The organism is Pinirhizobacter soli, from assembly GCF_015905305.1.
GTDB lineage: Bacteria > Pseudomonadota > Gammaproteobacteria > Xanthomonadales > Rhodanobacteraceae > Pinirhizobacter > Pinirhizobacter soli.
On sequence record NZ_JADZLQ010000001.1, the window covers coordinates 1,470,060 to 1,492,899 of the forward strand.

A 22,840-nucleotide genomic window follows, 5' to 3' on the forward strand; every position below is an offset into this window, starting at 1 on the left:
TTGCCATGAAAACCGTGCTCGTTCTTGCGTTGCTGGCGCTGGCCGGCCCTGCCCTGGCCGACAGCATGCGCGCCGGCGACTTCATCGTGCGCTACAACGCGCTCTCCGCCGACGGCCTTCCCGCGGCGTCCGCCAAGGCCCAGGGCGTGGCGCATACGCCGGAACAGGGCCTTCTGAACGTCTCGGCCAGCCGCATCGCCAACGACGAGAACGTTGAGGCCACGGTAAAGGCGAAGGTCACCACGCTCACCGGCGAAAACGTGCCCATTACCTTCCGCAAGGTCACCGAAAGCGGCAGCACCACTTACCTGGGCACCTACACCGTACCAAGCTCCGGCTCACTGCATTTCGCGCTGGATGTAACACCCAATGGCGGCACGACCCAGCACGCGGAATTCAACCAGGATTTCATCGTCGACTGAGGGCAGCTTGCACACCCCGCCCTCATTCATGCGACCGGCATGCTGCAGGCGCACGTTATGCACGTCAGAGCACACAGCGCCAAGCCCCTAGCCCGCCAATAAGCTGCAGGCGACTACTCCGTTGATCACAATCGGCAAGTCGTGAGAGAAACATAGACTTGGCAATTACGCCGTGCAAATATCTCGGAAGCGCTTGACGCAACGGGGGGAGCTATGCGCAATGGAAAAAAACGTGCTGTCGCACTTTCGGCCTTGCTTTCGTGTGCCTCGATCTTAGGATCATCGAATCTGCTAGCCACTGAAAAGGTCACTTAATTACTACACCGACCAGCAGGGAACTCCCCTGGCCACCACTGACAGTGCAGGAAACGTAACTTCAGTGCTAGACGCCCGTCCTTTCGGGCAGGCAGTCCTTAGCGCGAACGACGGCCCTGGTTTTCAAGGACAGTATGCGGACGACAGCAGTTTCGTTTACATGAAAGCTCGCTACTACGATCCCTCCATCGGACGGTTTATCAGTGCAGATCCAATAGCTTCCGAATTCAACCAGTATTCTTTCGCTTCGAACAACCCACTCACTCATCAGGATCCAACGGGCTTATACGACTGCGCGAGTGACTCTAAGGATTGCGATAAGAAACTCGATCCAGCGCTTGGGACTATCAAGAGCGCAGCCAGCCAATTGCAAACGAGTGATCCTCGTAGGCATGCGCTGGTGAACGTAGTGTCTGCATACGGCACCAAGGGCGATGGAAATGGCGTCATCATTTCGTTCGCGAGTGGCGAAACCCCAGGTAATACAACATATTCAGACAACGGTGCCAGCGTTAACTTCGACATGGCCAAAATGGATAATGTGACTGGACCGAACGGCCCGCACTACAGCAATGTAGTTGATTTTGCGGCCGCCGTTGCACATGAAGGTCAACACCTGGTGGATGGCCCACATCTCTTCGATCTCACCGCTAAAGAGGGCGTGAAACTGCACGAGGAGCATGCATTCAGAACGCAGGGATTCGTCAATCAAATACTTAGAAGCGAATCTGCATAGCACTTGTGGAAGCCGGGCTTCACCCAGCAGGACATGGTGGACGCATATCAGTGGCAAGGGGCTCATGCAGCGGACTACATATGCAAGTTACGCACATGCAAATGATCCGCTTCCTTCTTGTGACCGCGATCTTCGTCATATCATTTGAAGATTCCCCAGCACAGCCTCCGCCGGCACCAGTCAATCACGACAGACGCTCCGATGAAACGGGTGCTGTCACCGACACTCGCCAACGCAGTCAGATCGATTCTGCATTCGATCATTTGGATCAACTGCAGAGCGCTGGAGAATTGCCCAAGGGGGCCCGCTGGAAACCAATCGGCGACGGCAGTTATCGCCTTGATTCATTGACACATCCCACTGCGACGCTAGTTGCATTCGGTGATGCCATCCATCACGTTCAATTTGGATTCCTGTCGTCGGATGCCAAAGCACATGATTGCCATGATGGAAAAAGGAGTTCAGGCAGGAAGACGATCAGTGTGGACAAGGAGTCGATCCATCTGATCGAATCCTGCGCTAGTCACCATCTGATCTGGATCCCAGAAAATCGCGAACAGGAATACAAATTGGATCGCCTAGTGAGAGGCAAGCTCCAGTCATTTGTAATTGATGGGCATCGTGTTTCATTTGATTTTTCAGGCACTGATCTAATGATGGCTGCGCTTGATGTAGCACGTGCGAACCAGGCAAAGTAAGTAGCCCCGCCGACTCACCCGAATCGCTGCGCCCACACGGCAATAATGCCGTGAATGGCATCGAGTCCATCGAAGATCGCAGCCGGACCTGGCTGCAGAATGATCGGTGATTTGATCTCGTAGAGGTCGCCGTTGCGCACGGCGGGAACATCCGCCCAGCCTTCGCGGGCCGCAACGATGCCAGGCCGGAAACGCTTGCCGCACCAGGAACCCAGGATGATGTCCGGTGCGCGGCGCGCCGCTTCCTTGGGGTCGGCCAGGATGCGCTGCTTGGCCAGCGGCTCCATCATCAGTTCGGGGAACACGTCGTCGCCGCCGGCAATGCGGATCAATTCGGCTACCCAACGAATGCCGGTGATCTGCGGGTCGTCCCACTCTTCGAAATACACTTTCGGGCGGCGCGGCAACGCGGCGGCGAGTGCTGAAACACGCGCGAGTTGTTCTTCGGCACGCTGCGCCAGTACTTCGGCACGATCGGTTGCACCCACCATCGCGCCCAGGCGCCGGATATAGGCCACGATGCCTTCGACGCTGCGGTGATTGCTGATCCATACCTCGACACCCGCCTTGATCAGGTCACGGGCGATGTCGGCCTGGATGTCCGAAAAACCGATCGCAAGATCCGGCTTGAGGTCGAGGATGGTGCCGATCTTTGCGCTGGTGAACGCCGAGACCTTCGGCTTCTCCTTGCGTGCCCGTGGCGGCCGCACGGTGAAGCCCGAGATACCCACGATGCGGTGCTCCTCGCCAATGGCGTAGAGCACCTCGGTCGGCTCCTCGGTCAAGCAGACGATTCGCTGGGGAAAGTGATCGGTGTCGTGCATGCCTTGGCCATCGCGAACGCAGAGGTGGCCTTTTCTACCCGGCCACCTGGCGGGTCGAGCAATTTTAGCACGCGAGGCTCTATTGAGCCCTGACTTGAAAAGAGTTGTTCGCCGACTGCGTAACGGTCGACCAACTACTAAGGTGCGCACTCTTCACCTGGTCAAGGAACGATGTGCTTATGAAAACGCCCTTGCGTTTTGCGATGACGCGATTACTGTTTCCGGCCCTTGCACTGACGGGTGCCGCGGCCTGGGCAAACAACGCTCCAACCAACCCCGGCGGGATCAACTTCAGCACGGATTTCGAGTCGGGGAGCATCGGCATGATCCGTCCGCTGGACACCGCCGGCCTGGCCTTCGAGCTGGCCTTGCGCAACGACAACGACGATGCCTCATTGCCGGACAGCTTCCGCACGTGGTGGTATGTCCATGCCGCGAACATTCCTACAAGCGCCACGACCCGGCTTGAGTTCACCCGCCTTGGATTCTCGGACGACTTCCGTCCGGTCTACTCGTATGACGGGGTGCACTGGCAATATTTCAGCGATGCCGAGGCCGGTATCGCTCCCGGCTGCGTGCCGGAAAAGCCCGATACGTGCCGCATGGTCGTCAACAAGCGTTTTGAGCAGCCCACCGCTTATATCGCCCGCACGTTTCCCTACACCACAAAAGACTTGTCGAACTTCCTGGACGGGCTGCACTCACCCAACGTGACGCGCCGCCTGCTCACCCAATCACCGACATTCGGCAAGCCCATCGAGGAAATCACCATTACCGACCCGGTCGACCGGCTCGACCCCTCGCGCCGTACCGTCGTGGTCCACGCACGGACCCACGCCGCCGAAACCGGCGGCTCGTATGTGGTCGAAGGCCTGGTGCGCGCGCCGCTGGCCGACACCGACACGGCGCGGCGGCTGCGGCGCACGCATGTCTTCCGCATCGTGCCCATGCATAACCCTGATGGCGTCGTGGCCGGGAACTATCGGACCAACACCTCCAGCATCAACCTGGAGAATACCTGGACCTACGATCGCACCGAGGCCTTTCCCGTTTACCTGTCGCCCACTGCACCGTTCGAGAACAGGCAGCTCAATGCCGGCACCTTCGCACAGGCATTGCTCGAACGACAGCAGCCGGTGACGCTGGCGCTGAACCTGCATTCGAGCAACTCTTCGCCCGGTACGGCTGCTTTCTTCTTCCCGCATTTCGGCACCGATCCATCACGTTACGACGCGGGCCAGCGGGCACTGTTCAATCGCCAGGTCGCCTTTGTCCGCGCCGTCGCAAGCCACTATTCCGGACGCATCGAGCAGCCGCCTGCCGATGGTGGTGCCACCTTCCTCAACTCATTCTTCCCGGAAAGCTGGTGGTGGAAGCATGCAGGACGGGACGTCAATGCCATCACCCTGGAGACCACCTACGGTCGCGCCGGCTTTGGCCATTGGGTAACCCAGAATGACTGGCGCGACCTGGGTCGTGCACTGGTCGATGCCATCGCCAGTACCGATCGGGCCGGTGCGCGACTGTTCGCCCCAACGAATGACTCTGTCTACCGGGGAGCCTTCAAGCCGGAGATCTACGAACACGAAGAAGATAAATGAAGATCCGCCAGGGCACTGGCCGGAAGCTCAGTGCCCCAGCGTGGTGACGGTCACCTTGCGCTGGTGCGCATCGATACGGTGCTCGTACAGGTAGATACCCTGCCAAGTGCCAAGCATTGGTTTGGATGCATGCACGGGGATCGCCAGGCTCGATCCGGTGAGGATCGAACGAACGTGCGCCGGCATGTCGTCCGGGCCTTCGTCGTCGTGGCGGAAGATCGGATCGCCATCGGGCACCAGGCGCGCGAAGAAGCGCTCAAGGTCGGCCTGCACCGCGGGGTCGGCGTTTTCCCCGATCAGCAGCGAACAACTGGTGTGGTGCACGAATATTTGCGCAAGCCCCGTACCTACACCGCTAGCCGTGACGGCATCTCGCACCTGCTGGGTGACGTCGAACAACCCGCGGCCACGCGTGTGCACGGTAAAACCATGCTGCGCGACATGCTGCACGGGCTGCGCGCGGGTCATGGGTATAACAACCGGCTGCGCCAGGTTTCACCGAAGCGGTCCCAGCGCACGCGTTCGTGCAGGCGGAATTCCGCTCCGTACCAGAATTCCACCAAGTTCGGCTGCATCAGGTAGCCACCCCAGTATGGCGGGCGGGGTACATCGCGACCCTCGAACTCGGCTTCGTATTTGGCCACGCGCTGTTCAAACGTGTCGCGGTCGGGCAGCGTCTGCGACTGCGCCGACGCCCACGCACCGATCTGGCTGCCGCGCGCCCGCGTGGCGAAATAGGCATCGGCCTCTTCCGGCAGCAGGCGGCTGGTGCCGCCTTCAAAACGCACCTGCACGCCGTGCGCGATCTGCTTCCAGTGGAAGGTGAGCGCCACCTGCGGGTGGGCCTTCAACTGCTCGCCCTTCGCGCTTTCGGTATTGGTGAAGAAGCGCAGGCCACGCTCGTCCACGCCCTTGAGCAAGACGATGCGCGATGAAATGCGACCGTCGACATCGGCGGTGGCGAGGTTCATCGCGGTGGGCTCGGGATCGCCGCTGGCGCGCGCCTCCTCGAGCAGGGCGCGGAAGGTGGCGAGGATGTCGGTGCTGAGCATGCGAAGGATTCGATCCGGGCGATGGCAGGCACTATGCTCGGCTGCCATGAGCGAGATGAATCCTAACATGGGGCCGGATGCACTGGCCGTGAGGTTGCTCGATGGCGCACCCCGCCTGCTGGGTGTGTCGGGCCTGCAAGGCAGCGGCAAAAGTACCGTGGCCGCGGCGATGGTGCGCCTGGCCGTTGAAAGCGGCGGGCGCGCGGTGTCGCTGTCGCTGGACGACTTCTACCTCGGCCACGACGCGCGCCAGGCCCTGGGCCGGGAAGTCCATCCGCTGCTCGCCACCCGCGGCGTGCCCGGCACGCACGACCTTCACCTTCTTCTTTCGACCCTCGATGCCCTGGTCGATCCGGCCACGCACTGGCCACTGGCCATGCCGCGTTTCGACAAGGGACGTGACGACCGCGCGCCGCGAGAACATTGGCAGTACGTGGACGGGCCGCCGAGCCTGGTGGTATTCGAAGGCTGGTGCCTGGGCGTGCCGCCGCAGGACGATACCGAGCTTGGCCTACCGGTCAATGCGCTCGAGCGAGACGAAGACGCCGAGGGCACGTGGCGGCGCTTCGTCAATGCGCAACTGGGCGCCTATGCAGCGGCCTGGGCGCGCATCGACCGCCTGGCCGTGCTGCAGGCGCCGGGCTGGGATGTGGTCCGCGCCTGGCGCGGCCAGGCCGAACGCGAACACGCAGGCGCGCCGCGTGCGATGGACGATGCCGCGCTCGACCGTTTCCTGTCCCACTACGAACGGATCAGCCGCCATGCCCTGCGCACCCTGCCAGCGCGCGCGGATGTCCTGGTGGAGCTGGACACCACGCGCACGCCGGTAAGGATTACTCGACGATGACGGCTGTGCCGTAGGCCAATACTTCCGTCACGCCTTCGGCGACGTCATTGGCGTCGTAGCGCATGGCGATCACGCCGTTGGCACCATGTTCGCCGGCATGCTGGAGCATCAGCTCGAAGGCTTCCTCGCGGGCCTTGTCGCACAGTTCGGTGTAGATCGTGATATTGCCGCCGACCAGGGTCTGCAACGCGGCGCCAAGGTTGCCAATCACGCTGCGCGAACGCACGGTGATGCCACGGACCACGCCCAGTCCGCGGACAATCCTGTGACCGGGAATTTCGTTGGAGGTTGAAACCATCTGTCGCTGTACGGGACCTGCCATGGGAACGCTCCTGGTTAGAAGGTACGGGTGAGTATCGACGAATGTCAGACAAGGGCTAAGTAGCCCAACCTCGCGTCTGGCCACGCAGGTTGCCAGCCGGTCGCGCGAAGACGATGGTTGCGCAGCCGCTTGCTGCCGATGCCCGGAGGTGGCGGCCCTTCCGGCGGTAGCGGCGCGCCACAGGCGATGGCGATCGCGTCGTAGAGTTCATGCATCGGCAACGGCGTATCGTCCACGCCCAGGTAGACAGGTGCAGGCGCCGGATCGTCCAGCACATGCATCAGCGCCGATGCTGCGTCGTCGACGTGGATGCGATTGACATGGAACGGATGGGCTCGCGGAACACGGGCTGCACCGGCACGCAGGCGGTCGACCAGTTGCAATCGCCCGGGCCCGTACAGGCCGGCCAGGCGCAGCGCCGACCCACCCTGCCCCTGTACCAGCGCCTCGGCTTCCAGCAGCACGCGGCCATTGAAACCCGGGGGTGCAGGTGGCGTCTCTTCGTCCACCCAGCCGCCGTCGTGGTCGCCGTAGACCGCCGACGACGACGCCAGCACGACGCGCGCGTCGGGGTTTGCATCGAGCATGCGCGCCAGGCCGTGAATGAACACGCGCCGATAGATGGCTTCGTCGCGTGCATCGGGCGTGGCGGTAAACACCATCGCATCCACGCGCGGCAGCGGCGGTGGCGCGGTCAGATCGCCCTGGTGCCAGTGCAAGCCCCCGGCGTCCGGCGCCTGGGCGCTGCGCCGCAACGCATGTACCTCGATACCCCGCGCCAGAAGTCGCCGCGCCAGACGCAAACCGACATCGCCGCAACCGATGATGAGTACCCGCCGGCCATTACTTGTTAGCATCGATGGCATGAATCCGTCGTCCAACCTCTTCGTCATCGGCCCCACTGGCGCTGGCAAGACTTCGCTGGGCAAACGCCTGGCCGCGCATTACGGCCTGCCCTTCGTCGACCTGGACCAAGCCATCGAGGCGAGGACCGGGGTATCGGTGACCACCATCTTCGAGATGGAGGGCGAAGCCGGTTTTCGCCTGCGCGAAAGCGCCTGCCTTGATGAGTGTAGCCGCCGGCCCGGCGTCGTGCTGGCCACCGGTGGCGGCGCCGTGATGGACCTGGGCAACCGGCAAATCTTGCGCGAACGCGGCTTTGTCGTCTGGTTGCAGGTCGACGTGGACCAGCAATTGAGCCGGCTGGAGCACGACCACAACCGGCCACTGCTGGAAACCGGCGACCGCCAGGGCCGCTTGGCCGCCATGGCCTCGGCCCGGGCTCCCTTCTACGGCGAAATCGCCGATCTTATCGTGCCCCCGCAGGGCCAAGGCCTGGCTGCGGCGGCGGCAACTACCATCGAACTTATCGACGCCCACTGGCGGCGTCCGGTGCGAGCCTCATGAAAGAACTCACCGTCGCGCTTGGCGCGCGCAGCTACCCCGTCTGGATCGGACAAGGCCTCATTGACGACGCACCCCGCTGGCGCGCGGCGATCCGCGGGCGGCACGTGCTGATCGTTTCCAACACCACCGTGGCGCCGCTTTACCTCGAGCGCGTGCGCGCCGGGCTGGATGGTTTCATCGTCGGTACCCACCTGATCGGCGATGGGGAGTCGGAAAAAACCTTCGCCAATGTCGGGCAGGTGCTGGCTTCGCTCGCCCGCCAGGGTGCTACCCGCGATGCCTGCATCATTGCCCTGGGCGGCGGCGTGGTTGGTGACCTGGCCGGCTTCGCCGCGGCCTGCTGGATGCGCGGCATCGACTTCATCCAGATGCCCACCACCCTGCTGGCGATGGTCGATTCCTCGGTGGGCGGCAAGACCGGCGTGAACGTACCCGAAGGCAAGAACCTCGTCGGCGCCTTCCACCAGCCGCGCGCGGTGGTGGCCGACATCGACACCCTGGCCACCCTGCCCGACCGCGAATACAGCGCGGGAATGGCCGAGGTCGTCAAGGGCGCGGCCATCGGCGATCCCGGCTTCTTTGCCTGGATCGAAGAACACGCCGACGCACTGAAAGCCCGCGAGCCCACGCTGATGGCCGAGGCCATTGCCCGCAAATGCGCCTACAAGGCCGGCGTGGTGGCCCGCGACGAAACCGAGCAAGGCGAACGCGCCCTGTTGAACCTTGGCCATACCTTCGGCCACGCACTGGAAACCGCCGGCCACTACACCGCGTTCCTGCATGGCGAGGCCGTGGCCGTGGGCATGGTGCTGGCGGCGAAGCTTTCAGCGCGCCTGGGAATGGCCGATAGCTCCGACGCCGCGCGCCTGGCCGCCCTGCTCACACGACTGGGCCTGCCCGTCGCCATGCCGGAAAACAGCAACCCGGGTGAGTTGTTGCGCCTGATGATGCTGGACAAGAAGACCACGGCCGGCGTGCTGAAGCTGATCCTCTGGCGCGGTATCGGCCGTGCCGAGATCGTGCCTGGCGTGGCCGAGCAGGACGTCCTGGCCGTGCTCGGCAGCTAACGCTCACACGCGCCAACCGCCTACAATAGAAAGTTCCGCGGCGCCACCAGGCACCCCATGCGTATCTACATGCAAACCAGGCCCGACGCCGCCGAGGCGCCGCGCTACTACCAGTTGAGCCTCGAGCAGGATTTGCTCGGCGGCTGGACGCTCTATCGGGAATGGGGCACGCAAGGCGGCCGGGCCAGCCTCAAGCGCGATGTGTTCCTCGAACGCGACGACGCGCTGGCCGCATTCGAAAAAGCCCGCGATGCGCAGTTGAAGCGTGGATTCAAAGTGATGTTCAGCCAGGGACAGGATTCGCCGTATGGCCGTTGAATTGAAGAACGATCGCTTCCTGCGCGCCCTGCGCCGGGAACCTACCGACACCACGCCGCTGTGGGTGATGCGCCAGGCCGGCCGCTACCTGCCCGAATACCGCGCCACGCGCGAACGCGCCGGCAGCTTCATGGCCCTGGCCCAGGCCCCGGAGCTGGCTTGCGAGGTCACCCTGCAGCCGCTGGCGCGCTTCGACCTTGATGCCGCCATCCTCTTCTCCGACATCCTGACCATTCCCGACGCGATGGGGCTGGGCCTTACCTTCGCCCAGGGCGAAGGACCGCAGTTCGACCGTCCCGTGCGCAGTGCGGCCGATGTCGCGCGCCTGGCCGTTCCCGACATGGACGGCGAACTGCGCTACGTGATGGACGCGGTACGCCTGATCCGCCGGGAGCTCGACGGCCGTGTACCGCTGATCGGCTTTTCAGGCAGCCCCTGGACGCTTGCCTGCTACATGGTCGAGGGCCACGGCTCGAAGGACTTCGCCCGGGTCAAGGCCATGGGCTGGAACGAACCGGCCCTGATGCACCAGCTTTTATCCGTGATTGAAAAGTCAGTCACCGCTTACCTGATCGCCCAGGCCGAGGCCGGCGCCCAGGCGCTGATGGTGTTCGATACCTGGGGCGGCTTGCTGGGCCCGAAGGCCTTCGGTGAATTCTCGCTTCGCTATATGGCAGGCGTGGTCGATGCGCTGAAGGCCCACGCCGCCTCACGCGACCTGCCGGTGATCCTTTTCTCCAAGGGCGCCAATGGCCATTTCGAGGCCCTGGCCGATACCGGCTGCACCGCGCTGGGCGTGGACTGGACCGCCGACATCGGCGAGGTCCGCCGCCGCGTGGGAGGCCGCGTAGCCCTGCAGGGCAACCTGGACCCGTCCGTATTGCGGGCCACGCCAGAAATCGTGGAACGCGAGGCGAAAGCCGTGCTGGACGCCTTCGGCAACCATCCGGGGCACGTGTTCAACCTCGGCCATGGCATCACGCCGGAAGTAGACCCCGAAAACGTGAAGGTGTTGGTGGATACCGTCCACGCCCATGGCCGGACGATCCGCGGAAGCTAGCCCAAACCCGCTATAATCAACGGCTTTCCCGCAAACTGCCGCCGCCCGCATGGACAAGAGCTTCGAGCCCAGCCAGATCGAGACCCGCTGGTACGATCACTGGGAATCCAACGGTTACTTCAAGCCCTCGGGCAAGGGCACGCCCTACAGCATCATGCTGCCGCCGCCGAACGTCACCGGCACGCTACACATGGGCCATGCGTTCCAGCACACCATCATGGACACGCTCATCCGTTATCACCGGATGCGTGGCTTCGACACGCTGTGGCAGTTGGGCATGGACCACGCCGGCATCGCCACCGAGATGGTGGTCACCCGCCAGCTCGAAGCGGAAGGAAAGAAGCGCTCGGACCTCGACCGCGAATCCTTCATCGAGCGCGTGTGGAAGTGGAAGGGCGAGTCCGGCGGCACCATCGGCCGCCAGATGCGCCGCCTGGGCGTCTCCGGCGACTGGTCGCGCGAGCGCTTCACCATGGACCGGTCGCTCTCCACCGCGGTGATCGAGACCTTCGTGCGCCTGTACGAGGAAAAACTCATCTATCGCGGCCAACGCCTGGTGAACTGGGACCCGGTGCTGAAAACCGCCATCTCGGACCTGGAAGTGGTCAGCGCCGAGGAAGACGGTTCGCTCTGGTCGATCCGCTACGACCTGGCCGATGGCTCAGGTTCGCTTGTGGTTGCCACCACGCGTCCGGAAACGATGCTCGGCGACGTCGCCGTGGCCGTCCATCCGGAAGATGAACGCTACGCCGCGATGGTGGGCAAGACGCTCCGCCTGCCACTGTCCGGCCGCGAGATCCCGATCATCGCCGACGACTACGTGGAGCGGGAATTCGGCACCGGCTGCGTGAAGATCACCCCGGCCCACGATTTCAACGACTACGCCATCGGCCAGCGCCACGGCCTGCCGATGATCAACATCTTCACCCCCGAGGCCGCGGTCAACGACAACGCGCCTGCCGCCTACCGCGGCATGGACCGCTACGTTGCGCGCAAGGCGGTGCTGGCCGACCTCGAAGCCCAGGGCTACCTGGTCGAAACGAAGAAACACAAGCTGCAGGTGCCGCGCGGCGACCGTACCGGCCAGGTGATCGAGCCGTACCTTACCTGGCAGTGGTTCGTGAAGATGGACACCCTCGCCGCCCGCGGCCTGGAACTGGTCGAATCGGGGAAGGTCCGCTTCGTCCCGGAAAACTGGATCAACACCTATCGCCACTGGCTGGGCAACATCCAGGACTGGTGCATCAGCCGCCAGCTCACCTGGGGCCACCAGATTCCCGCCTGGTATGCGGCCAACGGCGAGATCGTCGTGGCCCGCGACGAGGCCGATGCGAAGACGCAGGCAGCCGAACGCGGGCTGGGTGAACTTACCCGCGAACACGACGTGCTGGAAACCTGGTTCAGTTCGGCGCTGTGGAGCCACTCCACGCTGGGCTGGCCCGATCCTGCAGCGATGGATAGCGAAGGCTACGCACGCTACCTGCCCTCCAGCGTGCTGGTGACCGGCTTCGACATCATCTTCTTCTGGGTCGCCCGGATGATCATGATGACCGACCACTTCACCGGCGAAGTGCCCTTCAAGGACGTCTACATCACCGGCCTGGTGCGCGACAAAGACGGCCAGAAGATGTCCAAGTCCAAGGGCAACGTGCTCGATCCGATCGACCTGGTCGACGGTATCGCGCTCGACGCGCTGGTAGAGAAACGCACTGGCGGCCTGATGCAGCCGAAGATGGCCGAGAAGATCGAAAAAGCCACGCGCAGGGAATTCCCCGAAGGCATCCCCGCCTTCGGTGCCGACGCGCTGCGTTTTACCTTCGCATCGCTTGCCACGCACGGGCGCGACATCAAGTTCGACCTGGAACGCTGCGGCGGCTACAAGGCCTTCATCAACAAGCTTTGGAATGCCGCGCGCTTCGTGCTGATGAATGTCGGCGAGGCGCCCGTGCAGGCACCTGCCAGGCCCGCCACCGAAGCCGAACGTTGGATCCTGGCGCGCCTGCACCACACGGTAGCCGAGGTGCATGCGCAGCTGGCCGCATATCGTTTCGACCTCGCCGCGCAGGCGCTGTACGAATTCACCTGGAACGAGTTCTGCGACTGGTTCCTTGAACTCTCCAAGCCTGCCCTGAATGGCGATGACACGGTAGCCATCGCCTCAACGCGCCACACGCTGCTTTACGTGCTCGAAACCCTGCTGCGCGCGCTGCATCCGATGGTGCCGTTCGTCACCGAGGAAATCTGGCACGCCGTGGCGGCGCCGTTGGGACTTGCAGGCGACACCATCATGACCCGCGCCTATCCCGAGGCCACCGACATCGCCGCAGATGCCGCGGCGGAAGCGGAAGTGGAGTGGATCAAGGGCGTGCTCACCGGCCTTCGCCGCATCCGGGCCGAGATGAACATCCCGCCGGGCAAGGCCATACCGTTGCTGTTCGCCGATGGCGATGCAAGGGATCGCGAGCGCTCGGCCAAGTTCGCAGCGCAGCTGGCCTTCCTCGGACGTGTCGAGCCACCGCGTTGGGTCGAGTCCAAGGCCGATGAACCTGCCGCTGCGGTCGCCGTGGTCGGCACCCTGCGCGTACTGATCCCGCTGGCCGGCCTGATCGACGTGGAAGCTGAGAAAACCCGTCTTGCCCGCGAAATCGCCCGCATCGAAGGTGAAATCCGCAAGTGCGAGGGCAAGCTCGGCAACGCCAATTTCGTGGCCAATGCACCGGCCGAAGTGGTGGCGCAGGAGCGTGCGCGCATTACCGACTGGACGGCGCAGCTTGAGGGCTTGCGGGAACAGTCCGGGAAGCTTTAGCTGCCGCGACCCTATGGTCGCGTGCTTCCCAGCGGCTTGATCTCGTAGGCCATCACGATGGCCTCCTCGCGCCCCATATGCGCGGGGTAATAGTTCGGGCGGCGGCCGATCTCGACAAAACCCACCGACAGGTACAGCTCCTGCGCCTGCGGGTTGGATGGGCGCACTTCCAGGTAGATGCGCTCGGCGCCATACCAGCGGGCGAGATCAGTCAGGCGTTTAAGCAGCCGTCGTCCGTATCCCATGCCGCGGTACATCGGCCCGGTGCACAGGTTCAGCACGTGCGCCTCGCCGGCGGCTACCGACAGGATGCCGTAACCGGCGACCTGACCGTCGTGCAACAAAACCCAGCAGTTGTGGCCAGCCTGCAGGCAATCGCGAAAGATGCCCGGTGTCCAGGGGAATTCATAACTGGCCAGTTCCAGGGCAAGCACCTGGTCGAGGTCCTCGCGCCGCATGGCACGCAGTTCCACCGCAGGGAGGGCCGCGGTCACCATCGGTCATGCCCTCGGCCGCAGCGCACGGCGTACCGTGCGCATGGCGGTCCATAGTCGCCGCTTGGCGGCAGCATCGCCTTGCAGGGTCGTCGGCGAATCCACCAGCACCACTTCAGCGGCGGCGAGCACCGCGGCAGGAAGTTCGCGCCCGAGCGCCTGGGCCTGCTCGCTACCAAAGGCAAGGTAGGCACGCGCGGCCGGGACGTCCGGCAGCCTGCCGTCACGAACCTCGATGCGCGCCGCGCGCGCCAATGTCGGGCCGTAGGCCTGGACGGCCCTGCCGAGCATGTCCAGCGCGCTCGGGCTGCAGCCAGCCGGAAGGATCAGTACGCAGGCCGCGCCAGACATGTCCGCCGCCGGCTCGCCGGCTGCCGGCGTAGCGCTGTCAGCCATCATCGGGCCGCGCGCGCGAAGACGCACGGGCGACAGCCCGAGCAGGCGATTGACCTCGCGCTGGCGGAGACTTGCGTTCATGACTTTTCCGACATACGGCGGGGGCGGCGCCGATGGGTGGCGCGTCCCCACAGGGTAATGACCGGACCCGACGCCACGTAGACCAGCGCGATGGAAAACATCACGCTTCCCGTGGCCACCGCCAACGCCACCAGCGCCAGCAGCATCAGCACCAGCCACGTATACGGCACCCGTTCTGGCCACGATTTGAAGCTGAAATAGCGGAACCGGCTGACCATCAGGAGGCCTGCCACCACCGCCACGATCAGCGACAGGATATCGACGTCGTTACCGGGAATATCAAACTCTTCCATGGCCCAGACAAACGACATGCACAACCCCGCCGCGGCAGGACTGGCAAGCCCCTGGAAGTAGCGCTTGTCGGCCACGCCCACCTGGGTATTGAACCGGGCCAGGCGCAGCGCTGCGCACGCAGCGTAAAGGAATGCTGCTGCCCAGCCCGCCTTGCCCCAGGCCTCCCCGTGCAGCGCCAAGTACTTAAGCGACCAGTTGTAGAGCACCAGCGATGGCGCCAGGCCGAAGCTGACAAGATCCGAAAGCGAGTCGTACTGCACGCCGAATTCGGTCTGGGTATGGGTCATGCGGGCCACCCGCCCGTCCAGGCCATCCAGGATCGCCGCGACGAACACCGCGATCACCGCGTCCCGGTAGTTCCCACCGATGGAAGCCACGATCGCGTAGAACCCGGCGAACATCGCCCCCGTGGTGAACAGGTTCGGCAGCAGGTAGATACCGCGATGGGGTGGCCGGCGGGGCGGCAACGCGTCGCTCATGGGCTCGTCCGTAAGATGACGCCCACAGTGTAAACCATGGGCCGCATCCCACATTTGCCAGTCCCGGCGGCCCCGGAGCTTGTGCCCCGGGGTCCGGGATGTTAACTAGTGCGCACGACCTTTGCCGGGATCTCCCATGCGCCGCCTGCTGCCCCTCTTGCTGATCGTCGTTGCCACCGCGGCCTCAGCCCAGGCCTACAAATGGAAGGATGCCAGCGGCACGGTGCACTATTCCGACACCCCGCCTCCCACCGGCACCGACTACAAGAACGTCAAGACCACTGGCAGCACCTCGCCCCTGGGCCCCTCGGCCGTTCCCACGCCATCGTCCAGCGCCGCCAAGCCCTCCGCCGACGCCGGAAACAAGTCCGTTTGCACGGACCTGCAGAAGAACATGGCCTTGCTCAGCGGCACCGAGCCCTTGAGCATCGATGGCCCCAACGGCAAACAGGTTGCCCTTGACGACACCCACCGCCGGCAAGAGCTTTCCCTGGCGCAGGACCAATACAAGCAGAACTGCGCCAAGTAGGGCCGCCGCGAGCCAGCGCGCCCTATAATCGACGGTTCCACGCCCCACCGGACCCGTCATGCGTCTTAGTCAGTTCCACCTCAATACCGTCAAGGAAGTCCCGGCCGAGGCCGAGATCGCCAGCCACCGGCTGATGCTGCGCACTGGCATGATCCGCCGCCTGGCCGCGGGCCTGTACACCTGGTCGCCGCTGGGCCTCATGGTGTTGCGCAAGGTCGAGGCCGTGGTCCGCGAGGAAATGCTGCGTGCCGGCGCCATCGAGATGCTGATGCCCTCGGTGCAGCCGCGCGACCTTTGGGAAGAAACCGGGCGCTGGGAGAAATTCGGCCCGCAGCTACTGAAGATGCGCGACCGGAAAGAGCAGGAATACTGCTACGGGCCCACGCATGAGGAAGTCATCACCGACTTCGCGCGCAACGAGCTGCGCAGCTACAAGCAGCTGCCGCTGAACTTCTTCCAGATCCAGACCAAGTTCCGCGACGAGATCCGACCGCGCTTCGGCGTGATGCGCGCGCGCGAGTTCCTGATGAAGGATGCGTACTCCTTCCATCTCACGCCCGAGTCCCTGGCCGAAACCTATAAGGCGATGTACGACGCCTACACGCGCATCTTCACCCGCCTCGGGCTGAAGTTCCGTGCCGTGCAGGCCGACACCGGCGCCATCGGCGGCAATGCCAGCCACGAGTTCCAGGTACTGGCCGACGCGGGCGAAGACGCCATCGCCTTCTCCGACGGCTCGGACTATGCCGCCAACATCGAGAAGGCCGAAGCGATGCCGCCTAGCGGCGAACGGCCCGCGCCCTCGGCTGCGCTCACCCGCGTGGATACCCCCACCCAGAAGACCATCGACGACGTCGCAGCCTTCCTCAAGGTGGCTCCCTCCCAGTGCGTGAAGACCATCCTGGTCAAGGGCCGCAGTGGCCTGGTGGCGCTATGCGTGCGCGGCGATCACGAAGTGAACGAAGTCAAGGCAGCCCACTTGCCCGAGCTTCCCGATACATCGGAACTGGCTTCCGAGGCGGAGATCCTTGCCGCTACCGGCACCCGCCCGGGTTTCATCGGCCCAGCGGGCCTCCCCGACGACATCCCGGTGATCGTCGACCATGCCGCCGCGCATCTGGCCGATTTCGTCTGCGGCGGCAACGCCGACGGCACCCACTACACCGGCGCGAACTGGCAGCGCGACGCACGCATCAACCGCGTGGCGGACCTGCGCAAGGTGGTCGAAGGCGATCCCTCGCCCGACGGCCATGGCACCTTGCGCCTGGCTCGCGGCATCGAAGTGGGGCATGTGTTCCAGCTTGGCGAGAAATACGCCCAGGCGATGAACGCCACGGTGCTGGACGACGCCGGCAAGATCCGCGTGATGTCCATGGGGTGCTACGGCATCGGCGTCAGCCGCATCGTCGCTGCCGCCATCGAACAGTGCCATGACGAGGCGGGCATCCGTTGGCCCGAGCCGATGGCGCCATGGCGCGTGGCCGTATGCGTCATCAATCCCAAGAACGACGCCCAGGTAGCCCAGGCAGCCGAAGACCTTTATCAGTCGCTCCGCCAACAAGGTATCGACGCTGTACTCGATGACCGCGGCCTGCGCCCGGGACAGATGTTCGCCGATATCGAGCTGCTGGGCATTCCGCACCGGGTGGTGGTAAGCGAACGCGGTCTGGCCGCAGGCAGTTTCGAATATCGCTCCCGCAGCGAAAGCGAAAGCCGCAACCTGCCCCGCGAGGACCTCATCACCCTGCTTGGGTAAGAGGCGCCAGCGGTGTAATGAAAAGGCCGCCTCCGGGCGGCCTTTTTTGTCATCTTCACGGTTTTCATCAAACCTTCTCGTTAATCGCTTTAAATAACCGGCTTCATAACGTTTGCAAAAAGGATTTTTGCATTGCCCGAACGCATCGGCGAGAATCCAGCCCATTACCCACGGAGTTAATCATGGCCGTCGACTTGAAAAACCTGACCCACAACCAGCTCAATGAGCTGATCGCCCGCGCCCAGGTGCGCCAGGGAGAGCTTCGCAAGGAGCGCGTGGTGAAGCTTCGGGACAAGATCCACGCACTGATCAAGGCCGAAGGTTATTCCTTCGACGATGTCTTCGGCGGCCGCGCCAAACCGCGCCGGGTCATCGGCAAGGTCAAGCCCAAGTTCCGCAACCCGGCCAATCCGGAACAGACATGGACAGGCCGTGGCAAGCGCCCGCACTGGTTCTCCGATGCGCTCAAAGCCGGGAAGAAAGAAAAAGACCTGTTGATCGGTTAATACGCGTGAGGTTGCATGCCGATACCGGGCTTCGATGCCGGCACGGCCGTATGGGATAGCGATATATACGGGCACCCGTACCCATGATCGCTGGCGACCGGCGTTCACTCAGATCCTCGTCCACGATGAATGCACCAGCTCGCTTCGGGCTGGTGCATTTACCATGCCTGGCACAGGGCACGCCCATTCCTTCGAAATTCTTGCGGCGCCCGCGCAGCTTGATCCCATGCGATGGGACATTTTCGGCAATGACGTCGTGGCGCGGGAAAAGGTTTAGCTCCTGCTGCATAGAAATCTTCTGAAATGATCCAAGCTGGGCCGACGGCCAGTTGTCGGGGTTAAAAGAAAGGTCTATAAGTCCATCCATAGAATTCCCGGCTTGCTATTCGCTGCTGTTATTCCTCGATAGATGTATGTATCGAGAAGAAAAACCGAACCGGGAAGTTGCAGATTCAGGGGAAAGAACAGATTGGGGATGGAACCCCCAATCTTGAAGTGACATCAAAGGACATTGATATGGACGGCCGCAAGCCTGTAGCACGCAAACCACCTTTTGCGACGGTTGTACCTTTCAATAGTGCCGGCCACAAGGATGGCGATGTGGGCACGCAAAATGAAAATAGCGTGCATCGATGCCAGATAAGGGGGAGAGCCGCCTTGTTCCGCTCCCTTAAGATGTCGTGCATGTATGGAGCGATCCTGCTTGGGATCGCCGGAGCGCCTGTCGAGGCGGCGCCTGTCACCACGGTGGCCAACGGCCAATGGAATCTGGCAACGGTCTGGAGCGATGGCTCCGCGCCAAGCACCGACAATAATTACCTGATCGGCAGCGGCTTCAATGTCAATGCCAACACCCTGGCCGGCTCCAATGGCGGTACGACGAGCTACTCCTTCCAGGGTGGCTCCCTTCAAGTGCAATCCGGCGGAACACTGACATTTTCAAGCAGCACCACCTCCAACGGTCAAACAGGTAACTACACCGTCGGGTCCGGACTCATTCTAGACAGCGGTTCCACGCTGGTCGGAGCGAGTTCGGCGTCGACGACACTGTGGACGATCATGTCACCGGTCACCCTGGCAAGTACCGGTAGCGTAACCATAAACATGGTTTCAGGCGGCGGCGCCAGCGCCTCCCAAGGCCTCTCATTCGGATCAGCGCTCAGCGGTGGCGCGAACATCAATCTGAATATCGATGCGAATGGTGCTACCGGGATTGTTGTAAAAAACTTTCGAGTGCTTAGTGCCAACAATGCGTTTACGGGCAACTGGGTTGTTACATCAACTAATGCGACAGCAAGCCGGCTGGGCTGGCTTTCAGCACTTGCGCCCAATGCTCTGGGCACGGGTACCGTAACGCTTACCAACTCAGCGTTGCGAAATGCTGTCGCCGACGGCCTGAATTCGTTGAGCGGTGTCAGCGTAGGCAATCTTTCGCTGATTTATGCTGCCGCCAACTGGACCAATCCCAACGCTTCGGTTGATCTGACAGCGAGCAATGCCAGTTTGCAGCTCCTCAATGCCAACACGGCAGTGAGTATCGGAAATTTGAGTGGCGTGGCAGGGTCAACGGTGACCGGTGCGGGCGCGGGGAATTCGCTTACCGTAAACATCACCGACAACATCCAGTTTGCCGGCACCCTGGCCAACAGCGGTTCGGGCACGCTGGCGCTTGCCAAAACGGGTCCGGCGACATGGACGTTGACGGGCACGAACACGTACACCGGCGGAACGCGTATAGATGGGGGCACCTTGCAGATCGGCGCCGGAGGCACGCTGGGCAGCCTGGCCGGCAACGTCGTGGACAATGGCTCGCTGGCGTTCAATCGCTCCGATGCATTGACATTCGCCGGCAGCATTTCCGGCAGCGGCGGCGTATCGCAGCTGGGCACGGGCACCACCACGTTCACCGCCAACCAGACCTATACCGGCGGTACCCTTATCTCCGCGGGCACGCTGCAACTGGGCAACGGCGGTACCAGCGGCAGCCTGGTCGGCAACGTGGTGAACAACGGCGCGCTGTCCATCAATCGCTCGGACACCGTGACCTTGCCGGGCGTGATTTCCGGTAGCGGCCGGCTGGTCAACGCCGGTGCCGGCACCACGATCCTGGCGGCGGACAACACCTATACCGGTGGCACCACCATCAGTGCAGGAACGCTGCAGCTAGGCAATGGCAGCGCCAGTGGTAGCGTCGTCGGCAACATCGTCGACAACGGCAACCTGGTTTTCGATCGGGCCGGCACCCTCACCCTCGCCGGCCTGATCTCCGGCAGCGGCGCAGTGGAGCAGCGCGGCGTCGGCACCACGGTGTTTACGGCCGACCATACGTATACGGGCGGCACGACGATCAGCGGCGGCACCCTGCAGCTTGGCGACGGCGGAACCACCGGCAGCGTGGCCGGCAACATCGTCGACAACGGTACGCTGGCGGTGAATCACTCCAACGACATTTTTTTCCTGACGCCCATTACCGGTAGCGGTGCATTGGTGCAGCGGGGAGCGGGTCGCACTGTACTCTCCGCCGCCAACACCTACACGGGCGGCACCACGATCAATGCTGGCACGCTGCAGGTCGGCAATGGGTTCACCTCGGGCAGCATCGTCGGCGACGTCGTCGACAATGGCATGCTTACCTTCAACCGGTCCAATACGCTCACTTTCGACGGCACGATCTCGGGCATGGGTGCCGTAACAAAACTCGGCAGCGGCATCACCATCCTTACCGCCGACAATACGTATACGGGTGGCACGACGATCGCCGCCAGCTCCGGTTCGCTGCAACTGGGCAATGGCGGTACCAGCGGCAGCATTGTCGGCGACGTTTTGAACGACGGCGCGCTGACGATCAACCGTACTGATACCTTGACCCTGCCTGGAACGATCTCCGGCAGTGGCGCGCTGTCGCAGCGCGGTACCGGCACCACCATCCTGACCGCCGACAACACTTATACCGGTGGTAGCTTCATCGCCGCAGGCACGCTGCAACTGGGCGCCGGCGGCACCAGCGGCAGCATTCTGGGCAACATCACCAACAACGGTACGCTGGCGTTCAACCGTTCCGACACCGTCGCGTTTTCCAACATCATCAGCGGCACCGGCGGCGTAAACCAGCTCGGCCCGGGCACGTTGCAACTGGACGGCGACCAGACCTATACCGGCCCGACCCAGATATCGGCCGGCACCCTGGCCCTCATCGGATCGCTGCAATCCAATAACGTCACCGTGGCGCCTGGGGCGACGCTGTCCGGCACGGGCATCATTAACGGCGACGTCCTCAACCAGGGGCGTGTGTGGCCGGGCAGCGCGGTCGCGGGCGCAACCGACTACGCCAGCCTGACCGTGCGCGGAAACTACGTCGGCCAGGGCGGCATGCTCGTACTGAACACCTTCCTGGATGGCGATGGCTCGCCGTCGGACCGGCTGGTGATCGACGGCGGTACGGCCAGCGGCGATACATCCGTCATCGTCCATGACACCGCGACCGCCAGTGCCGGAACGCGAGGCGACGGCATCCTGGTCGTATCGGCCATCAATGGCGGAACCACCACCGCCGACGCCTTCAACCTGCCCGGCGAAGTACGCAGCGGCGCGCTCGACTATCGCCTGTTCCGCGGCAGCCTGGACGGCACCCAGGCGGACAATTGGTATCTGCGCAACGAGTTCGTCGTGCCGCCGCCCGAACCCGAACCACCCGAACCGCCGCCGCCTGAGCCGCCCAATCCCCCGGATCCGGAATTGCCGACCGATCCGCCCCCTGACGAACTGCCGCCGGGCACCTATCCGATCATCGGTCCGGAGCTGGCCACTTATGCTTCGGTGCAGCCACTCGCACGCGAGCTTGGCCAGCGCACGCTATCGACCCTGCACGACCGCATCGGCGACAGCGTGCCGGCCACCGCTGCCCAGGCCGACGTCGATCATGGCCCCACAACCTGGGGCCGCGTTTTCGGCGCCACGATCGACCAAAGCTACCGGGCTTATGCAGCACCTGCATCCAAGGGCAATCTGTCGGGCTTCCAGGTGGGCGTCGACATGTGGCAGGGACAGTCGCTGCCGGGCCATACCGACAGCTTCGGTGGTTACCTGGCCTATGGCAGTGCCAACGTCGATGTACGGGGCCTGGTCACCAATGCCGATGCTACCGACTACGTCAGGCAACATACCGGCTCGCTGAGCCTGCATGCGACCTCGGTGGGCGCCTACTGGACGCACTACGGTCCCACCGGCTGGTATCTCGATGGCGTTGCGCAGGCCAGTACGTATCGCGGTTCGGCTTCCACGTCAGTCACTCGCTTGAACCTGCCGGGCACGGGCTTCATTGCTTCGCTGGAATTTGGCTATCCCATCGCCATGCCGCGGCTGGGCGAAAGCTTCGTGCTGGAACCGCAACTGCAGGCGATCTACCAGTACGTGAACTTCGGGCCGCGCAACGATGGGCTTGGCCAGGTGACGATCGGCAGCACCCACGGCAACACCGGGCGCGCCGGCCTGCGCGGCAAATGGCAGCTGACCGGGCATAACGGCCAGTTGTGGATGCCCTACATCGGGCTGGATGTCCGCCGCGATTGGGGAGCGCGCAGCACCACGGAATTCGGCGCAAGCAGCGGCGAGGCCAGCGCCTTGCCAATGGTGCCCCAGGCCACGCGTGCATCGCTGGGCGGCGGCCTTACCGCGCAGCTGTCGCCACGGCTGTCACTTTATGGCGCTGCCGGCTACGAGCACGAACTGGGCAATGGCGACAACGTCCAGCGTCGTGGCTTCGATGCACATATCGGCTTGCGCTACGCGTGGTAAGTGCGATGCGTAGCAGCAGGTGGCCCTTGCTGGAAG

At 63.5% G+C, this 22,840-nt stretch carries 22 protein-coding genes; 14 read left to right on the plus strand and 8 right to left on the minus strand.

Translation table 11 applies throughout. The features are described 5' to 3' along the window. The first annotated feature begins 5 nt into the window (after positions 1-5). The 3 genes from NDK18_RS06370 (at position 6) to NDK18_RS06380 (ending at position 2,171) form a co-directional block, all read left to right on the plus strand. Positions 6-422 (plus strand): DUF4426 domain-containing protein, encoded by a 417-nt coding sequence (locus tag NDK18_RS06370; RefSeq protein ID WP_250627341.1) that lies wholly within the window; start codon positions 6-8, stop codon positions 420-422. A 298-nt stretch (positions 423-720) separates the two neighbouring features. Next, complete coding sequence (locus tag NDK18_RS06375) at positions 721-1,473, plus strand: RHS repeat-associated core domain-containing protein (protein WP_486644316.1); 753 nt, start codon at positions 721-723, stop codon at positions 1,471-1,473. Between the two features lie 95 nt (positions 1,474-1,568). Continuing rightward, positions 1,569-2,171, plus strand: coding sequence for a hypothetical protein (locus tag NDK18_RS06380; protein ID WP_250627343.1), 603 nt, complete (start codon positions 1,569-1,571; stop codon positions 2,169-2,171). A gap of 14 nt (positions 2,172-2,185) precedes the next feature. On the opposite strand, the gene NDK18_RS06385 is transcribed toward NDK18_RS06380, so the two are convergent. Beyond that, positions 2,186-2,995, minus strand: coding sequence for a cobalamin-binding protein (locus NDK18_RS06385; RefSeq protein ID WP_250627344.1), 810 nt, complete (start codon positions 2,993-2,995; stop codon positions 2,186-2,188). A gap of 179 nt (positions 2,996-3,174) precedes the next feature. Between NDK18_RS06385 and NDK18_RS06390 the strand changes: the two genes are divergently transcribed. After that, entirely contained in the window at positions 3,175-4,596 is a 1,422-nt protein-coding gene (locus NDK18_RS06390) for a M14 family zinc carboxypeptidase (RefSeq protein WP_250627345.1), read from the plus strand. Positions 4,597-4,623: 27 nt separating this feature from the next. Here the strand turns inward: NDK18_RS06390 and NDK18_RS06395 are convergent, their stop codons facing one another. Further along, entirely contained in the window at positions 4,624-5,064 is a 441-nt protein-coding gene (locus tag NDK18_RS06395; RefSeq protein WP_250627346.1) for a secondary thiamine-phosphate synthase enzyme YjbQ, read from the minus strand. Beyond that, entirely contained in the window at positions 5,061-5,648 is a 588-nt protein-coding gene (gene pdxH, locus NDK18_RS06400; protein ID WP_250625147.1) for a pyridoxamine 5'-phosphate oxidase, read from the minus strand. The genes NDK18_RS06395 and pdxH overlap by 4 nt, the downstream gene beginning before the upstream one ends. 55 nt (positions 5,649-5,703) lie before the next feature. Between pdxH and NDK18_RS06405 the strand changes: the two genes are divergently transcribed. Next, positions 5,704-6,495 (plus strand): kinase, encoded by a 792-nt coding sequence (locus NDK18_RS06405; RefSeq protein ID WP_250627347.1) that lies wholly within the window; start codon positions 5,704-5,706, stop codon positions 6,493-6,495. Here NDK18_RS06405 and NDK18_RS06410 read toward each other — a convergent pair. Continuing rightward, positions 6,482-6,817, minus strand: coding sequence for a YbjQ family protein (locus NDK18_RS06410; protein ID WP_250625145.1), 336 nt, complete (start codon positions 6,815-6,817; stop codon positions 6,482-6,484). The genes NDK18_RS06405 and NDK18_RS06410 overlap by 14 nt on opposite strands. Positions 6,818-6,861: 44 nt before the next feature. Then, positions 6,862-7,674, minus strand: coding sequence for an NAD-dependent epimerase/dehydratase family protein (locus NDK18_RS06415; protein ID WP_250627348.1), 813 nt, complete (start codon positions 7,672-7,674; stop codon positions 6,862-6,864). A gap of 7 nt (positions 7,675-7,681) precedes the next feature. Here NDK18_RS06415 and NDK18_RS06420 point away from each other — a divergent pair, with 7 nt between their 5' ends. From NDK18_RS06420 to NDK18_RS06440, 5 genes are read left to right on the plus strand one after another with little or no spacing between them, the layout of a single operon-like run. Continuing rightward, positions 7,682-8,224, plus strand: a complete 543-nt coding sequence (locus NDK18_RS06420) for a shikimate kinase (protein WP_250625143.1) — start codon at positions 7,682-7,684, stop codon at positions 8,222-8,224. After that, positions 8,221-9,291 carry a 3-dehydroquinate synthase gene (gene aroB / locus NDK18_RS06425; protein ID WP_250625142.1) on the plus strand — a complete coding sequence of 357 codons (1,071 nt, stop codon included), beginning with the start codon at positions 8,221-8,223 and terminating at the stop codon, positions 9,289-9,291. The genes NDK18_RS06420 and aroB overlap by 4 nt, the downstream gene beginning before the upstream one ends. A 57-nt stretch (positions 9,292-9,348) precedes the next feature. After that, complete coding sequence (locus NDK18_RS06430) at positions 9,349-9,609, plus strand: WGR domain-containing protein (RefSeq protein WP_250625141.1); 261 nt, start codon at positions 9,349-9,351, stop codon at positions 9,607-9,609. After that, positions 9,599-10,669 carry a uroporphyrinogen decarboxylase gene (gene hemE, locus NDK18_RS06435; protein WP_250627349.1) on the plus strand — a complete coding sequence of 357 codons (1,071 nt, stop codon included), beginning with the start codon at positions 9,599-9,601 and terminating at the stop codon, positions 10,667-10,669. The genes NDK18_RS06430 and hemE overlap by 11 nt, the downstream gene beginning before the upstream one ends. Positions 10,670-10,718: 49 nt before the next feature. Continuing rightward, a complete protein-coding gene (locus NDK18_RS06440; protein ID WP_250627350.1) occupies positions 10,719-13,475 on the plus strand; it encodes a valine--tRNA ligase in 2,757 nt (918 codons plus the stop codon). 11 nt (positions 13,476-13,486) lie between these two features. Here the strand turns inward: NDK18_RS06440 and rimI are convergent, their stop codons facing one another. From rimI to pssA, 3 genes are read right to left on the minus strand one after another with little or no spacing between them, the layout of a single operon-like run. After that, a complete protein-coding gene (rimI, locus tag NDK18_RS06445) occupies positions 13,487-13,972 on the minus strand; it encodes a ribosomal protein S18-alanine N-acetyltransferase (RefSeq protein ID WP_250625138.1) in 486 nt (161 codons plus the stop codon). 3 nt (positions 13,973-13,975) lie between these two features. Next, a complete protein-coding gene (locus NDK18_RS06450) occupies positions 13,976-14,446 on the minus strand; it encodes a hypothetical protein (protein ID WP_250625137.1) in 471 nt (156 codons plus the stop codon). Further along, positions 14,443-15,219: a CDP-diacylglycerol--serine O-phosphatidyltransferase gene (pssA, locus tag NDK18_RS06455; protein WP_250625136.1), complete on the minus strand. Its 777-nt coding sequence runs from the start codon at positions 15,217-15,219 to the stop codon at positions 14,443-14,445. The genes NDK18_RS06450 and pssA overlap by 4 nt, the downstream gene beginning before the upstream one ends. Positions 15,220-15,355: 136 nt before the next feature. Here pssA and NDK18_RS06460 point away from each other — a divergent pair, with 136 nt between their 5' ends. From NDK18_RS06460 to NDK18_RS06475, 4 genes are all read left to right on the plus strand, one after another. Beyond that, positions 15,356-15,748 (plus strand): DUF4124 domain-containing protein, encoded by a 393-nt coding sequence (locus NDK18_RS06460; protein ID WP_250625135.1) that lies wholly within the window; start codon positions 15,356-15,358, stop codon positions 15,746-15,748. 58 nt (positions 15,749-15,806) lie between these two features. Further along, positions 15,807-17,504, plus strand: a complete 1,698-nt coding sequence (locus tag NDK18_RS06465) for a proline--tRNA ligase (protein ID WP_250625134.1) — start codon at positions 15,807-15,809, stop codon at positions 17,502-17,504. A 182-nt stretch (positions 17,505-17,686) separates the two neighbouring features. Continuing rightward, entirely contained in the window at positions 17,687-18,010 is a 324-nt protein-coding gene (locus NDK18_RS06470; protein ID WP_250627351.1) for an H-NS histone family protein, read from the plus strand. Positions 18,011-18,667: 657 nt separating this feature from the next. Next, positions 18,668-22,804, plus strand: a complete 4,137-nt coding sequence (locus tag NDK18_RS06475; RefSeq protein WP_250627352.1) for an autotransporter-associated beta strand repeat-containing protein — start codon at positions 18,668-18,670, stop codon at positions 22,802-22,804. Positions 22,805-22,840 lie beyond the last annotated feature (36 nt).

Excerpts from the sequence above, each read along its gene's own strand:
- NDK18_RS06370 (WP_250627341.1), top strand. The coding sequence starts at position 6 with ATGAAAACCGTGCTCGTTCTTGCGTTGCTGGCGCTGGCCGGCCCTGCC.
- NDK18_RS06380 (WP_250627343.1), top strand. The coding sequence starts at position 1,569 with ATGCAAATGATCCGCTTCCTTCTTGTGACCGCGATCTTCGTCATATCA.
- NDK18_RS06385 (WP_250627344.1), bottom strand. The coding sequence starts at position 2,995 with ATGCACGACACCGATCACTTTCCCCAGCGAATCGTCTGCTTGACCGAG.
- NDK18_RS06390 (WP_250627345.1), top strand. The coding sequence starts at position 3,175 with ATGAAAACGCCCTTGCGTTTTGCGATGACGCGATTACTGTTTCCGGCC.
- NDK18_RS06395 (WP_250627346.1), bottom strand. The coding sequence starts at position 5,064 with ATGACCCGCGCGCAGCCCGTGCAGCATGTCGCGCAGCATGGTTTTACC.
- pdxH (WP_250625147.1), bottom strand. The coding sequence starts at position 5,648 with ATGCTCAGCACCGACATCCTCGCCACCTTCCGCGCCCTGCTCGAGGAG.
- NDK18_RS06405 (WP_250627347.1), top strand. The coding sequence starts at position 5,704 with ATGAATCCTAACATGGGGCCGGATGCACTGGCCGTGAGGTTGCTCGAT.
- NDK18_RS06410 (WP_250625145.1), bottom strand. The coding sequence starts at position 6,817 with ATGGCAGGTCCCGTACAGCGACAGATGGTTTCAACCTCCAACGAAATT.
- NDK18_RS06415 (WP_250627348.1), bottom strand. The coding sequence starts at position 7,674 with ATGCTAACAAGTAATGGCCGGCGGGTACTCATCATCGGTTGCGGCGAT.
- NDK18_RS06420 (WP_250625143.1), top strand. The coding sequence starts at position 7,682 with ATGAATCCGTCGTCCAACCTCTTCGTCATCGGCCCCACTGGCGCTGGC.
- aroB (WP_250625142.1), top strand. The coding sequence starts at position 8,221 with ATGAAAGAACTCACCGTCGCGCTTGGCGCGCGCAGCTACCCCGTCTGG.
- NDK18_RS06430 (WP_250625141.1), top strand. The coding sequence starts at position 9,349 with ATGCGTATCTACATGCAAACCAGGCCCGACGCCGCCGAGGCGCCGCGC.
- hemE (WP_250627349.1), top strand. The coding sequence starts at position 9,599 with ATGGCCGTTGAATTGAAGAACGATCGCTTCCTGCGCGCCCTGCGCCGG.
- NDK18_RS06440 (WP_250627350.1), top strand. The coding sequence starts at position 10,719 with ATGGACAAGAGCTTCGAGCCCAGCCAGATCGAGACCCGCTGGTACGAT.
- rimI (WP_250625138.1), bottom strand. The coding sequence starts at position 13,972 with ATGGTGACCGCGGCCCTCCCTGCGGTGGAACTGCGTGCCATGCGGCGC.
- NDK18_RS06450 (WP_250625137.1), bottom strand. The coding sequence starts at position 14,446 with ATGAACGCAAGTCTCCGCCAGCGCGAGGTCAATCGCCTGCTCGGGCTG.
- pssA (WP_250625136.1), bottom strand. The coding sequence starts at position 15,219 with ATGAGCGACGCGTTGCCGCCCCGCCGGCCACCCCATCGCGGTATCTAC.
- NDK18_RS06460 (WP_250625135.1), top strand. The coding sequence starts at position 15,356 with ATGCGCCGCCTGCTGCCCCTCTTGCTGATCGTCGTTGCCACCGCGGCC.
- NDK18_RS06465 (WP_250625134.1), top strand. The coding sequence starts at position 15,807 with ATGCGTCTTAGTCAGTTCCACCTCAATACCGTCAAGGAAGTCCCGGCC.
- NDK18_RS06470 (WP_250627351.1), top strand. The coding sequence starts at position 17,687 with ATGGCCGTCGACTTGAAAAACCTGACCCACAACCAGCTCAATGAGCTG.